Annotated in this window: 12 protein-coding genes and 1 tRNA gene; 8 read left to right on the forward strand and 5 right to left on the reverse strand. The window is 71.8% G+C overall.

From position 1 onward, the window contains the following. Nucleotides 1-9: 9 nt before the first annotated feature. Nucleotides 10-1674 (reverse strand): arginine--tRNA ligase, encoded by a 1665-nt coding sequence (gene argS, locus ACQPZO_RS25380; protein WP_433344471.1) that lies wholly within the window; start codon nucleotides 1672-1674, stop codon nucleotides 10-12. Nucleotides 1675-1774: 100 nt separating this feature from the next. On the opposite strand from argS, the gene ACQPZO_RS25385 reads away from it, so the two are divergent. The 4 genes from ACQPZO_RS25385 to ACQPZO_RS25400 all read left to right on the forward strand — a co-directional run bounded on the left by ACQPZO_RS25385 (nucleotide 1775) and on the right by ACQPZO_RS25400 (nucleotide 4346). After that, entirely contained in the window at nucleotides 1775-2587 is an 813-nt protein-coding gene (locus tag ACQPZO_RS25385) for a DUF3105 domain-containing protein (RefSeq protein ID WP_433344472.1), read from the forward strand. Between the two features lie 25 nt (nucleotides 2588-2612). Further along, a complete protein-coding gene (locus ACQPZO_RS25390; protein WP_433344473.1) occupies nucleotides 2613-3278 on the forward strand; it encodes a DUF305 domain-containing protein in 666 nt (221 codons plus the stop codon). Between the two features lie 200 nt (nucleotides 3279-3478). Continuing rightward, entirely contained in the window at nucleotides 3479-4171 is a 693-nt protein-coding gene (locus tag ACQPZO_RS25395; protein ID WP_433344474.1) for a winged helix-turn-helix domain-containing protein, read from the forward strand. Nucleotides 4172-4274: 103 nt separating this feature from the next. Beyond that, a tRNA-Arg gene (locus ACQPZO_RS25400) sits at nucleotides 4275-4346 on the forward strand. A gap of 95 nt (nucleotides 4347-4441) precedes the next feature. Here ACQPZO_RS25400 and ACQPZO_RS25405 read toward each other — a convergent pair. Together ACQPZO_RS25405 and ACQPZO_RS25410 are read right to left on the reverse strand one after the other, a co-directional pair. Then, nucleotides 4442-4882, reverse strand: a complete 441-nt coding sequence (locus ACQPZO_RS25405) for a hypothetical protein (RefSeq protein ID WP_433351402.1) — start codon at nucleotides 4880-4882, stop codon at nucleotides 4442-4444. Beyond that, a complete protein-coding gene (locus ACQPZO_RS25410; RefSeq protein ID WP_433344475.1) occupies nucleotides 4777-5406 on the reverse strand; it encodes an RICIN domain-containing protein in 630 nt (209 codons plus the stop codon). Before ACQPZO_RS25410 ends, ACQPZO_RS25405 begins: the two co-directional genes overlap by 106 nt. A gap of 231 nt (nucleotides 5407-5637) precedes the next feature. Between ACQPZO_RS25410 and ACQPZO_RS25415 the strand changes: the two genes are divergently transcribed. Both ACQPZO_RS25415 and ACQPZO_RS25420 read left to right on the forward strand, forming a co-directional pair. Further along, nucleotides 5638-6051, forward strand: a complete 414-nt coding sequence (locus ACQPZO_RS25415; protein ID WP_433344476.1) for an AAA family ATPase — start codon at nucleotides 5638-5640, stop codon at nucleotides 6049-6051. A gap of 225 nt (nucleotides 6052-6276) precedes the next feature. Beyond that, the gene (locus tag ACQPZO_RS25420) at nucleotides 6277-8511 is read left to right on the forward strand and encodes a PQQ-binding-like beta-propeller repeat protein (RefSeq protein ID WP_433344477.1); all 2235 of its coding nucleotides are present in this window, start codon (nucleotides 6277-6279) and stop codon (nucleotides 8509-8511) included. 31 nt (nucleotides 8512-8542) lie between these two features. Here the strand turns inward: ACQPZO_RS25420 and ligD are convergent, their stop codons facing one another. Both ligD and ACQPZO_RS25430 read right to left on the reverse strand, forming a co-directional pair. Beyond that, nucleotides 8543-9538, reverse strand: coding sequence for a non-homologous end-joining DNA ligase (gene ligD / locus ACQPZO_RS25425; protein WP_433344478.1), 996 nt, complete (start codon nucleotides 9536-9538; stop codon nucleotides 8543-8545). A 69-nt stretch (nucleotides 9539-9607) separates the two neighbouring features. Next, nucleotides 9608-10402 (reverse strand): isocitrate lyase/PEP mutase family protein, encoded by a 795-nt coding sequence (locus ACQPZO_RS25430; RefSeq protein ID WP_433344479.1) that lies wholly within the window; start codon nucleotides 10400-10402, stop codon nucleotides 9608-9610. Nucleotides 10403-10626: 224 nt separating this feature from the next. On the opposite strand from ACQPZO_RS25430, the gene ACQPZO_RS25435 reads away from it, so the two are divergent. Both ACQPZO_RS25435 and ACQPZO_RS25440 read left to right on the forward strand, forming a co-directional pair. After that, the gene (locus ACQPZO_RS25435) at nucleotides 10627-11172 is read left to right on the forward strand and encodes a TetR/AcrR family transcriptional regulator (RefSeq protein ID WP_433344480.1); all 546 of its coding nucleotides are present in this window, start codon (nucleotides 10627-10629) and stop codon (nucleotides 11170-11172) included. A 44-nt stretch (nucleotides 11173-11216) separates the two neighbouring features. After that, the gene (locus tag ACQPZO_RS25440; protein WP_433344481.1) at nucleotides 11217-13424 is read left to right on the forward strand and encodes an MMPL family transporter; all 2208 of its coding nucleotides are present in this window, start codon (nucleotides 11217-11219) and stop codon (nucleotides 13422-13424) included. Nucleotides 13425-13463 lie beyond the last annotated feature (39 nt).

Consider the following 13463-nt stretch of genomic DNA (forward strand, 5'->3'; position numbering starts at 1 on the left):
GCTCGCATGTCACATCCTCTCCGGGGCGGAGACGCCGAGCAGGTGCAGGCCGTTGGCGATCACCGTGCGGGTGGCGTCGTTGAGCCAGAGCCGGGCCCGGTGCAGGTCGGTGATCTCCTCGTCGCCGCGCGGCAGGATCCGGCAGTTGTCGTAGAACCGGTGGTACGCCCCGGCCAGCCCCTCCAGGTACCGGGCCACCCGGTGCGGCTCGCGCAGCTCGGCGGCCGAGGCGACCACGGCGGGGAACTCGGCGAGCGCCTTGAGCAGGGCGTTCTCCTTGTCGTGGGCGAGCAGCTCGGGGCGGAACGCGTCGGCGTCGCCCCGGGTCAGCCCCACCTCGGCGGCGTTGCGGCCCACGCTGGCCGTGCGGGCCGCCACGTACTGCACGTAGTAGACCGGGTTGTCCCGGGTGGCCCGGGTCCACAGCTCGACGTCGATGTCGATCGGCGAGTCGCTGGAGTAGCGGGCCAGCGCGTACCGGGAGGCGTCGACGCCGATCGCGTCGACCAGGTCCTCCAGGGTGACCACGGTGCCGGCGCGCTTGCTCATCCGCATCGGCGCGCCGTCGCGGACCAGATTGACGAGCTGGCCGATCAGGATCTCCAGGTTGGTGTCCGGGTCGTCGCCGAAGCAGGCGGCCATCGCCCTCATCCGGCCGAGGTAGCCGTGGTGGTCGGCACCCAGCATGATCACGACGCGGTCGAAGCCGCGCTCGCGCTTGTCCAGGTAGTACGCGCAGTCGGCGGCGAAGTACGTCCACTCGCCGTTGGACTTGCGCAGCACCCGGTCCTTGTCGTCGCCGAAGTCCGTGGTGCGCAGCCAGACGGCCCCGTCGGTCTCGAAGACGTGACCCTGCTCGCGCAGCCGGGCGAGGGCCTGGTCCAGCTCACCCCGGTCGTGCAGGTCCTTCTCGTTGAAGTAGGTGTCGAACTCCACCCCGAAGTCACGCAGCGAGGACTTGATCTCGACGAACATGAGCTGCACGCCCTCGACCCGGAACACCTCCTGGGCGGCGGCGTCGTCCAGGGTCAGCACGTCGGGCCTGCGGTTGCGCACCTCGGTGGCGATCTCCGCGATGTACTCGCCGCCGTAGCCGTCCTCCGGGGCGGGTTCGCCCTTCGCCGCGGCGAGCAGGGACCGGGCGAACCGGTCGATCTGGGAGCCGGCGTCGTTGAAGTAGTACTCCGTGCCGACCTCGGCGCCGGCGGCGCGCAGCAGCCGGCTGAGCGCGTCGCCGACGGCGGCCCAGCGGACCCCGCCGATGTGCACCGGGCCGGTCGGGTTGGACGAGACGAACTCCAGGTTGAGCCGCTGGCCGGCGAGCGCGTCGCCGCGCCCGTACGCCGGGCCGGCCTCGACGATCGACCGGGCGAGCTGACCGGCGGCGGCCGCGTCGAGCCGGATGTTGAGGAAGCCCGGTCCGGCGATCTCCACCGACTTGACTCCGGGGGCCCGGCCGAGCTGCTCGGCCAGCTCGGCGGCCAGCTCCCGCGGGGGCACGCCCACCTTCTTGCTCAGCTGGAGGGCGAGCGTCGAGGCGTAGTCGCCGTGCTCGGGATTGCGCGGTCGCTCGACGGCGGTGCGCTCCGGAAGCGCCGCGCGGTCCAGGCCTCGGTCGGCGAGGACGGCGTGGGCTGCGGAGAGGACGGCGGCGGCGAGTTCTGCGGGAGTCACCGAACCATGTTATCGGGGGTAGACTCGGGCACTCGGCGGCGACCCTGTGCGTGATATTCGGCCCGCCACCCACCCTGACCGACCGACCTGACGAGGCACGATGAGCATCAGCACCCCGGGCGGCCCAGAGCGCCGTCCGACCGTGGTCACCACCGGCAAGAAGCCGGCGGCGGGCCGGCCCGCGTCCGGCGCCAAGCCCGGGGCCGGCAAGTCGACGGGCGACAGCCCACGCCCCACGGCGGGCGGCAAGGGCAAGGGCCCCCGCAAGCCGATCGCCCCGGTGAAGGTCAGCCAGGGCCGGTCCTGGGGGCCGATCGCGCTGTTCGTCGCGGTCGGCGTGCTCGCCGCGGCGATCATCGGCTACGGCGCGTGGGCCTCGTTCCAGGGCTCGAAGCCGTGGGAGAAGCGGGCCGCCGACATCAACGGCATCGTCGACTTCCGGAAGAAGGACCCGGAGCTGGTCAAGGGCAGCAACCACCAGCAGGGCGCGGTCAAGTACGCGCAGGCCCCGCCGGTGGCCGGCCCGCACAACGCCACCCCGCAGAACTGCATGGGCGACGTCTACGACGCGCCGATCGCCAACGAGCACGCGGTGCACAGCCTGGAGCACGGCGCGGTGTGGATCACCTACCGCCCCGACCTGCCCGCCGACCAGGTGGCGAAGCTCAAGGACAAGGTCCAGGGCCAGGAGAAGATGATGATCAGCCCGTACGAGGGGCAGGACAAGCCGATCTCGCTGCAGGCCTGGGGGTACCAGCTCAAGGTCGACAACCCCGACGACAGCCGGATCGACGAGTTCATCAAGACGCTGCGGGTGAACGCCTCGATCGAGGGCCCGACGGCGGCGTGCAGCGGGGGCATCACGGCGACCGGCACCGCGCCGCGTGACGGCACCCCGATGCCCACCCAGTGATCCGGACAGCGAGGACGGGGACCCGATGACCGCACCCACGACGACAGACCGCGACCTGACGGGTGGCCCGGTTGACAACGGCGGCCGTCCGGCCGTGCGCCGGTTCGGCGTCCTGGTGGTCGCCGCCGCCGCCGTGGTCGGTCTCCTCCTCGGGTACGCGGGCGGCCTGCTCACGCCGAGGCTCACCCACCCGGGCGACGCCTCGGCGGAGGCGGGCTTCGTCCGGGACATGACCAGCCACCACGCCCAGGCGGTGGAGATGGGGATGATCGCGTTCCAGCGCGGCACCGACCCCGAGGTGGTCAGCATCGGCAGCGACATCGCCACCGGCCAGCAGGGCGAGATCGGCACCATGCAGGCGTGGCTGCGCTCCTGGGGCCTCGACCCGACCGGGTCGCAGCCCCGGATGGCGTGGATGCCGGACGGCGAGAAGGCCGTCCGCGACGGGCTGATGCCGGGGATGGCCACCCCGGAGGAGCTGGCGAGGCTGCGCGCCGCCCAGGGCCGGGAGTTGGACGTCCTCTTCCTGGAGCTGATGATCGACCATCACACCGGCGGTGTCCACATGATCGACGGCATCCTCGACGTGAGCGACGAGTCCGACGTGGTGCGCACCGCCCAGACCATGAAGAACACCCAGCAGACGGACCTCACCAACCTCAGGGCCGCCCTCGCCCGGCTCAAGGGCTGAGGGTCCCGACGGCCCGGAAGGCCCGCGCCCCCGTCCACCCGGCGGTCGGCGCGGGCCTTCCGTCTGCCATCGGCACCCGCACCTCGACGGCCGCATGTCCGATTGGCCGGTTTGGCGGCTGGACGCCCCATTGCTGCACTTGATGGACTTTTCTACCCACATATCGTGACCAGTAGCGATTCGGGCTCGTTGCGCAGGACGTGGGGGTTGCACTCAGAGACGCAGGGCGCTCGGTCACCAGCTGGTGCCGGCGCCACACCATCGGCGGTGACGGAACGGTGGCAGCCGTCCGTCGCGGACAGCGGCAGGGCGAGCCGGGAACGCTCAGCCGCGAACAGGAGCTGGAACTCATCGACGTCCTGCGGGGCGTCCACCCCGACGAGTTCGGCTTGGACGAGGAGCTGTGGACGCGGCAGAGCCTCACCACGCTCATCCAGCGCCGCTTCGACCCGGCGATGGACGTCGGCGCCGTCGGGGCGTACCTGCGGGCCTGGGGGTTGGGGCCGCGCGAGCCGCGCGAGCGCGCCTGCGGCCTCTGCGTCAGCGCGGTCGAGCGCTGGGTGCGCCTGGAGTACCCGGCGATCACCCGGGCCGCCCAGGAGCACCTGGCCGAGGTCTACTGGCTCGGCCGGGTACGGCTGCGCGGGACGATGCCGGCGGCCGACGTGGTCTCCGCCGTCTCGTCCCGGGGCCGGGTCCGGTTCATGGTGACCACCCCGTCGGTCGACCCGCCGCTGCCCCGGGACTTCGTCCTGCGGCTCAGCGGGGCCGAGGAGCGGCCCGTGCACCTCATCGTCGACGGCTCCTGGCCGAGGAACGAGTGGCCGCGCCGGCTGCCCCGGCGGATCGCGCTGCGCCCGCTGCCGAGCTGCGGGCGCGCGGCCGCAGCCTGACGGCCGGGCGGCCCGGCACCGCCACGTCGGCGACACGAAGTCGATCACCGGATACCAATTCGGCGATCGTCGGGGACGTTTGCTAGTCTTCTCCAGTCGCCGAGCCCCCGTAGCTCAGGGGATAGAGCACCGCCCTCCGGAGGCGGTGGCGCAGGTTCGAATCCTGCCGGGGGCACACTTGCTAAGGAAGCTCTGACCAGCACGAAAAGGCCCCTGACCAGGGAAAACCCGGTCAGGGGCCTTAATCGTGTGTCCGGCTGTGTCCGGCCGTCAGCGGCCCGTGGCGGATGTCTGTGCCAGATGCGTGCCAAAGTTCGGGCGGGCGTCGGGGTCATGGCCAAGCGCTCGCTCGATGCGCTGCCTGATGGCGGCGTCACCGCCGTCGAGGCACTTGGCGTAGATCCTCAGCGGCACCTCTACCGACTGCCCAGCCCACTCGGCTACCTGGGTTGGTGGGACTCCCCCGTTGAGCCAGGTCGACACGGCGGCGTGCCGCAGGTCATACGGGGTGCGTGCTAGCGGTGAGGCTTGCACCTCGGGCGTGAACGTCGCCGACCGTGCCCACCGCCACACGCGGTTGATTGTCCCCTTGGGACGCTCTTCCTTTAAACGTATTTCCACAAAGCAAGATCCATCGCCGGCGGCGCAGACGGCGATGGGGATGGGGATGGGGATGGGGCTGGCGAAGGCGACGAAGTTGCTCCCGGGCACGTTTTCAGGATGACGATCGCCCCGGCGGACGGGCTCTCCCCGTAGATAGTGAGACACCAAGGGCCGCCAGTCAAGCTGCTCAAAAGCCTTCCGTCGTTGGTAAGGGTCCATTGTTGATTCGTCAAACCGTGGCACCCCCAATTGACCACGGAAGTTCCGTCGGCGGCTGTACCGCCGTAGACGTCGACGCACCTAGTAGTGTCGGCTTGGCTCACAATAATGCTATCTTCACCGGCAAGTGTCCACAAGTTATTTTCGACCGCAGGGTCGCATGGCATAACGACCAACGGGGCGCCATCGTACGCGTTACCGTTATAGAGTGTCAGGCACATATTGGTGTCTGGGTTCTGCAGCTGATGGTAGCTAGCCTGGTTCGCTGCCTTGCCGTTCGGATCGGCGATGTCCGGCTGTGCCGTCGCTCCGGCGGATGGCCACACCAGCAGGCTCAGGGAAAGAACAACCGCCCCGAACCCTGCTACGAAGGCGCGGCTGCCACGGTGGGGGTGAATCATGCACTCATCCATTCGTAGAGGTAAATATACTCCACAAGTATCCAAGCAGGAAAGAGAGTTTGCAATAGCTGATCGAACATCGTCGTCCTCGATGCTGCGTAATCGGGCACGATCAAACGCTCGCGTGCGCGCTCAGCACCCCGGGTGCGAAAAGGATCAATACTCAAACGAGGACGCGGACGCCGGGCTCGATCCACTGGTACGGCAGTGAGGTGATCTCAACACGGCCTGGTGCAGGCGTTCATGCACCAGCCGGATCTGCTGATCCTCGACGAGCCGACCTCCGGCCTGGATCCGCTGGTGCAGCAGACGTTCCTCGACCTGGTTCGCGATGCCAAGGCCGCCGGGCAGACCGTGTTCATGTCCTCGCACATCATGACCGAGGTCGAAGCGGTCTCCGACCGGGTCGGGATCATCCGCGAGGGCCACCCCGTTGCCCTCGACATCGTCGCCCTGCTGCGCAGTCAGGCCGTCCACCGCTTCGAGAGCCACTCAAGAACGGCTTCCAGTGGGCCGATGTGGGCATCCTCGCCGCAGCCATCACACTCCTGGTGTCCGTCGTCGTCACCGCGTTCAACCGACGCGACCTCACCAGTTGGTCGCCCCGCCGGCCCCTCCACCGTCTCCAGGTTGGGCGGGGCCGGCACCGCCGGGTAGCCGCTGCTCGGCGGTATCGCCTTCCCGGCCGCCGGCCGGAACCCCCACGTCGGTCAAGGGCCCACGCCAACGAGGCAACGATTGCAAGGAACCCACCACGCGTCCAGCAAGCTTGACGGTTCCCTGCGGAATCGCATGGAATCTGCCGGAGAACCGTTGGTCAGGCGGTTGGGCCCGTGCCAAACTCCCCGGCATTCCAAGCGAGCCCGCCGGAAGGAACAGACCATGCCATCGCTGCCAGCTCAGGACCATGCCCGTCTCTCGATGGACCGACGCCGGTTGCTCGGCCTGGGCGTCGGCGCGGTCACCGCGGCGGCCACCGGCGCGGTGGTCGGCGGTTCGCCCGCGACGGCCGGCTCGCCCGTGCAGGGCAAGCCGGGCGGGCCGTGGTCGTCGGGGTTCGCCCTGCTGGGCGACACGCAGATCGACGTGGACCTTCCGGAGCGGACCGAGGGGGTGCGCTGGGTGTACCAGCAGATCGCCGCGGCGAACGCGCCGATCGTCTGCCACGTCGGAGACCTCGTCGAACACGGCTCGGTAGCCGAGTACGACACCTATCTGGGCACCATCCCAGCGGCGTTGCGGCCCCGGATCCGGCACGTGCCGGGCAACCACGACTGGCGGTGGGACAGCACCGCCGGTAAACGGTACGGATCGCTGTTCGGGCCGACCCGGTACTCGTTCGACTTCGACGGCCTGCACTTCGTGGCGCTGGACCCGAGCCACCTGCTCCAGGAGCCGGGCGGGTTCGGCGAGTCCGGCATCCAGTGGCTGACCCGCGACCTGGACAAGGTCGCGGCCGGGGTGCCGATCGTGCTGCTGTGCCACTTCCCGTTCGGTGGCGACAACTACTACGTCTCCGACCAGGAGCGGCTGCTGAAGCTGCTCGACCGCTACAACGTGCGGGCCATGTTCGCCGGGCACGTGCACGACGAGCAGGTACAACGGTTCAACGGGGTGACCCAGCTGGCGGTCGACGACACCCGTGGCGCGCCGATCTACTACTGGGTGCAGCGCACGGTCGGGTCCGACGGCCCGGTGCTGAAGGTGACGGCCGTGCAGCGGGCCGCCGACGGCAGTCCCGTGTCCCGGCCGGTGCTGGACATTCCGCTCGCCGGCCCGCGGATCGCCGCGGAGCAGCGACCCCAGGCGGTCTCGCTCGACCCGGCCGGCGCCGCGCTCGCCGTGTCGGTACGACTCTCCCCGCACGCCCGGGCCGCCAACGTGCAGGCCAAGCTCTACCCGCAGCACACCTACGGGCTCAAGGACGCCGGCCAGTGGCGGAACCTGGCCGCCGACGGCGCCGGCCGCCGCTACACCGGTGGCCTGGACATCACCACGCTGCCGCCCGGCGAGCACCGGATGACCGTACGGGTCACCGACGCCGACGGCGCCTGGCACGAGCAGACCCGCACCTTCGCCCTCCCCGACGCCGGTCGGCGACTGCGCTGGAGCGAACAGCTCGGCGCACCGGTGCAGGCCGGCCTCGCCGCCCGGGACGATCTGCTGGTCGCCGCGACCACCGGCGGGACCGTCATCGGCGCCCGACCCACCCGCCGTGGGCTGCAGCGGCGCTGGCAGACCCGGATCGGCCCGGTGCACGGCCGGCCGGCGTTCGCCCCCGACGGCGGGACCGTCTACGTCCCCTCCGACGACCACCGCCTCTACGCCCTCGACCCGGCCACCGGCCGGCGCCGGTTCGCCCACGACGCCGGTGCCCCGGTGCTCGGCAGCCCGCTGGTGACCACGGTCGACGGCCGCACCCTGGTCGTCCTCTCCGCCGGCCAGACCCGGCAGGCCCTCGACGCGCGCTCGGGCGAGACGGTGTGGAACGTGGCCGGACGAGGCATGTTCGCCGGGCGCGCGGCCAGCGACGGTGCCCGCGTCTACGCCGGCGCCGGGGACGGAAACGTCTACGCCCACGACGCCCGAACCGGTGCCGCGCTGTGGTCGTTCTCGACCACCACCCGCGCCACCGCCTACAGCCGCCTCATCTACGGACCCTGGGCGGACACCCTGGAGGTGCTCTCCAACGGCCTGCTCCTGGTGTCCACCGTGACCAACGCGTTCGCGCTCGACCCCGCCACCGGCGAGCCCCGCTGGTCGATGGCCGGCTCCTACATCTACGCACCCAAGCTGCTGCTCGACAACGGCGACGTGCTCATGTTCGACGACGGCGGTCGCACCGCCTCCCGGGTGGACCCGGCCACCGGCCAGGCCCGGTGGACCACCGGCCTCGGCGCCCGCCCGGTCAACACCGGCGCGGCGATCCACGGCAACGTCGCGTGGACCCCGACCACCACCGGCCTGCTTGTCGGCCTCGACCTCACCACCGGGTCGGTCCGGACCCGGCTCCAGCTCACCACCACCGCGTACTGCTACAGCCCGCCGGTCGTCATCGGCGACATGCTCCTCGTCGGCGACCAGGACGGCCTGCTGCACGGCATCGCCGTGGGCTGACCATCCGGTGGCGCGCCGCTCGCCCCGCCGGTCAACGGGGGCGGGCGGCGGGGCCGGGACCGGCTCCCTGTTCCTCGGCGCGCCGGGCGCGGGCGCGGCGCTTACCCTCGTGCATGGCCTGCACCCTGGCGATCGGGATGCCCCGCCCCTGCTCCACCAGGTCGGCGGGAAGGCGCTGGGGTGGCGGCATCGACCCGGCCCACGGGTCACCGTCGGCGACCAGGGCGGGGACGGTCCGCACGGTGAAGTCGGCCGGGGCGACCGCGTCGAGGTCGTCCCAGCCGACCGGGAAGGACACCGGCAGTCCCGGGCGCAGCCGAGGGCTGTACGCGGCCACCACGGTCGCCCCGCCCGCCCTGGTGGAGTCGACGAAGACCCGGCCGCCCCGGTCCTCGCGGATGAAGGCGGTGGTGGCGAGCGCCGGGTCCAGCCGTTCGGCCCGGACGGCCAGGGCGCGGGTGGCTGCGGCCAGCTCCTCGGCGCCCGTGCCCGGCTCCACCGGAACGAACACGTGCAGCCCTTTCGCCCCGCTGGTCTTGACCGCCCCGGAGAGCCTGGCGTCGGCCAGCGCCTGCCGGACCAGCCGGGCGACGGCCACGACCGCGCCGAAGGCGGCCCCCTCCGGCGGGTCGAGGTCCAGCACGAGGTGGGTCGGGTGGCCCGGGCGCTCGACGGTGGCCAGGGTCGGGTGGTACTCCACGGCCCGCTGGTTGGCGAACCACAGCAGCGTCCGCCGGTCGTCGCAGAGGGCGTACGACACCTCGCGGTGCGACGCCTCGGCCCAGACCGTTGCCCGACGCACCCAGGCCGGGGTGTACTTCGGCAGGTTTTTCTGCATGAACGGGGGCTGACCGCGCAGCACCCGCACCACCGACAGCGGCCGGTCCCGCAGGTGCGGGACCAGCCGCCCGTGCACCGCGTCGAGGTAGTCCACCAGGTCCCGCTTGGTCGCCCCGATCTCCGGGGCCAGCGGCTGGTCGAGGTTGGTCAGCGACACCCCGTCCCGGGTCTGCTCCGCGCTGCTCATCACCCCACCCTCCCGGCCCGGCCGCCCGGGGGCAACCGGAACCGGGACGCGGGCGTCGACAAGGTGCCCCTACGCCGAAGGCGGGGCGTACGGGTTCTTGCCGGCCCGGACCGCGTCGAGCAGCGCGGCGGTCCGCGCCTTGATCGCCGCGTACGGGCCAGCGCCGTAGCTGACCCGGGCCGCGCCGAGCCGGGCCAACTCCGCCAGACTCGGGGCGTCGGGCCTGAAGACCAGGTTCACCGGGGCGTCCGCGCCGGCCACGAACTCCGCGATCTGCTCCGGGTCGGTCAGGAAGATCGGGTAGACGCAGTCCGCCCCGGCGGCGCGATAGCGCCGGGCCCGGCGGACCGCCTCGGCGGTACGCCCCGCCGGATCGCCGGCCTCACGCAGGTACAGGTCGATCCGGGCGTTGAGCACCAGCGGCACCCCGGCCGCGTCGGCCGCGGCCCGGACGGCGGCAAGCAGGTCGGCCTGCTCCTCGGCGTCGTACAGCGCCCCGGTGCGCGGGTCGGAGTCCTCCAGGTTGCAGCCGACCACGCCTGCGGCGATCATCCGCTCGACCAGCTCAGCCGGGCTCAGACCGTACCCCCGCTCCAGGTCGGCGGTGACCGGGACCGGCACGGCGCGGGCGATCCGGGAGACGGCGGCGAACATCTCGTCGACCGGGGTGGCCTCGCCGTCGGCGTATCCGAGGGACTCGGCGACCGCAGCGCTGCTGGTGGCGACGACGGGGAAGCCGGCCGCGGCGACGGCCCGGGCGGACCCGGCGTCCCAGGCGTTGGGCAGGACCAGCGGGTCGCCGGTCTTGTGCAGGGCGCGCAGCGCGTCAGCGCGCTCGGCGAGAGTCGATGAGTTTTCGGTCATCACCGCATCATGGCAGCCGTCGGGGCGACGGCTGTACTTCGAAAGAGCCGTGTCTTCTCGCCCGACGTGCCCGGATCCGATCCGGCATCGGTGTCGGATGGTGACGAACGGGTACAGGGAACCCTGGAACGGCTGGTTGTGGCGAACGTTACCCGACTTCTCTGACCGATCGGTCAGGGCCTGACCGATCGGTCAGGCATGCTGGTGGGCGGGAGGTGGCCGACATGGCTCGGGTGGTACCGGAGACGCACGCCGAGATTCTCGCCGCGGCGGCGCGGCGGTTCGCCGTGACCGGATACAAGGGCACCTCGTTGCAGGACATCGCCCGCGAGGTGGGCGTCTCCAAGGCCACCGTGCTCTACCACTTCGCCAACAAGGAGGCCCTGCTCAGCGAGCTGATGGCCCCGGCGATCACGGCGCTGCACGAGCTGGACGACCGGTACGCCGGGCTGACCGGCCCGGATGCCCAGCGGGTCGCCGGCGAGGGCTTCGTGAACCTCGCGGTGAACTTCCGGCGGGAGATCGCGCTGCTCCGCGGGGAGTTCCCCGAGCTGCTCCAGCAGCCGGAGTTCGCGCACATACACCAGCTCTCCGAGCGGCTGATCGCGGCCCTCGCCGGCCACTCGGCGCGCTCGGCGGCCCGGATCGCGGCGCTGGTCGTCCTCGCCGGGATCGCCGAGACGTGCGGCGAGTTCGGCGACGTCGCCGACGACGAGCTGCGCGACGCCCTGCTCGGCCTGGTCCGGCGGGCACTGGCACCTCCCGACTGACTCCACCACCGTCCAGTTCACCAACGATCGAGGACAAGAATCTGATGGCGACCCTGTTGTACCGGCTCGGCCGAGCCTCGCTGCGCCGCCGACGGCTCGTCGCCGTCGTCTGGCTCGTCGTGCTCGTCGGCCTCGGCCTCGCCGCGGCGACGCTGCGCGGCCCGACAACGAGCAACTTCACCATGCCCGGCACCGAGTCGCAGCAGGCGATCGACCTGCTCAGCGAGCGGTTCCCGGAGGCCAGCGGGGCCACCGGCACCATCGCCGTGAAGGCTCCGGCGGACGGCCAACTCGCCACGCCCCAGGGGCAGGCCCTGGTCAAGCAGGTGACCCAGGAGGCGGCCACCCTGCCCGGCGTGGTCGGGGCTGTCGACCCGTACCAGGCCCAGGCGATCACCCCGGACGGCCGGTACGCGCTGATCCAGGTGCAGTTCGCCGGCCGCGCCGACGACGTCACCGACGCCCAGCGCGACGCGTACGAGAAGGTGGGCGCGCAGGCCGAGGCGCAGGGCTGGCAGATCGCCCCGGGCGGCGAGGTGCTGGGCGGCGAGCCGGAGATCGGCTCGACCGAGGCGCTGGGCGTGCTGGTGGCGGCGGTCGTCCTGGTCATCACGTTCGGCTCACTGGTCGCGGCCGGGATGACCATGCTCAACGCGCTGATCGGCGTCGGCGTCGGCATGGCCGGCCTGTTCGCGCTCAGCAGCGTCATCGAGCTGACCAGCACCGCGCCGATCCTCGCCCTGATGCTCGGCCTGGCGGTCGGCATCGACTACTCGCTGTTCATCACCTCCCGGCACCGGCAGAACCTGCTGGAGGGGCTGTCCCCCGAGGAGGCCGTCGGCCGGGCGGTCGGCACCGCCGGCTCGGCGGTGGTCTTCGCCGGCGCCACCGTGGTCATCGCGCTGGCCGGCCTCGCGGTGGTGCGGATCCCGTTCCTGACCGTGATGGGCCTGGCCGCCGCCGGCACGGTGACCGTCGCCGTGCTGGTCGCGATCACCCTCGCCCCGGCCCTGCTCGGCTTCGCCGGCACCCGGGTGCTCCCCCGCAAGCTGCGCAAGACCGGGGTGGCGGCCAACGGCGCGGACCCGACCGAGACCCCCGAGGCGGCGGCTGCGGCGGAGGACCGGTCCGGCTTCGGGTTCCGCTGGGCACGCCTGGTCACCCGGCTGCGCGTACCGGTGATCCTGGTCGCCCTGCTCGGCCTGGGCCTGCTCGCGCTGCCCGCCCCCGACATGCGGCTGGCCCTGCCGGACGCCAGCACCGCCGCGGCCGGGTCGCCGGCCCGGGTGAACAGCGAGCTGGTCCGGGAGGGCTTCGGGCCGGGCTTCACCGGCCGGCTCGCGGTGCTCGTCACGTCCGACTCGCCGCAGGCCACGGCCGCCGCCGTACCGCAGGTCGCGCAGCTCGTCCAGCAGACAGACGGGGTGCTCGCGGTGGCCCCGCCGCAGACCGACCGGACCGGGCGCACCGTGCTGCTCGGGGTCATCCCCAAGAGTGGTCCGACCGACGAGGCCACCGAGAACCTGGTGCACGACATCCGCCAGCGGGTCTCCGGCGTCACCGGCGCGGACGTGCTGCTGACCGGCGCGACCGCGATCGGCATCGACGTGTCGGAGAAGCTCTCCGACGCGCTGCCGGTCTACCTGGTGCTCGTCGTCGGCCTGTCGATCCTGCTGCTGATGCTGGTGTTCCGGTCGATCCTGGTGCCGGTCAAGGCCGCCCTGGGCTTCCTGCTCACGGTCGCCGCGACGTTCGGCATCACCGTCGCGATCTTCCAACAGGGGCACCTGGCCGACCTGGTCGGCCTGGACACCCCGGGCCCGCTGGTCAGCTTCCTGCCGATCCTGCTCATCGGCATCCTGTTCGGCCTGGCCATGGACTACGAGGTCTTCCTGGTCTCCCGGATGCGGGAGGACTTCGTGCACGGCGACACCGCGCAGCAGGCCACCGTCAACGGCATGGGCCACGGCGCCCGGGTGGTCACGGCCGCCGCGCTGATCATGATGGCGGTGTTCGGCGGCTTCGTCTTCCTCGAAGACCCGATCATCAAGTCGATGGGCTTCGCGCTGGCCATCGGCGTGGCCATCGACGCCTTCGTGGTCCGGATGACCATCGTCCCGGCGGTGATGTCGCTGCTCGGCAAGGCGGCCTGGTGGATCCCCCGCTGGCTCGACCGGCTGCTGCCCAACGTGGACATCGAGGGCGAGGGGCTGCGAGCCCACCTCGCCGAGAAGAAGCCGGCCGACGCCTGACCGGTCCGGCCCGGGCCCCGCACCGCCGCTGACCCGGCG

Source organism: Micromonospora sp. CA-111912 (assembly GCF_050948415.1).
Classification (GTDB): domain Bacteria; phylum Actinomycetota; class Actinomycetes; order Mycobacteriales; family Micromonosporaceae; genus Micromonospora.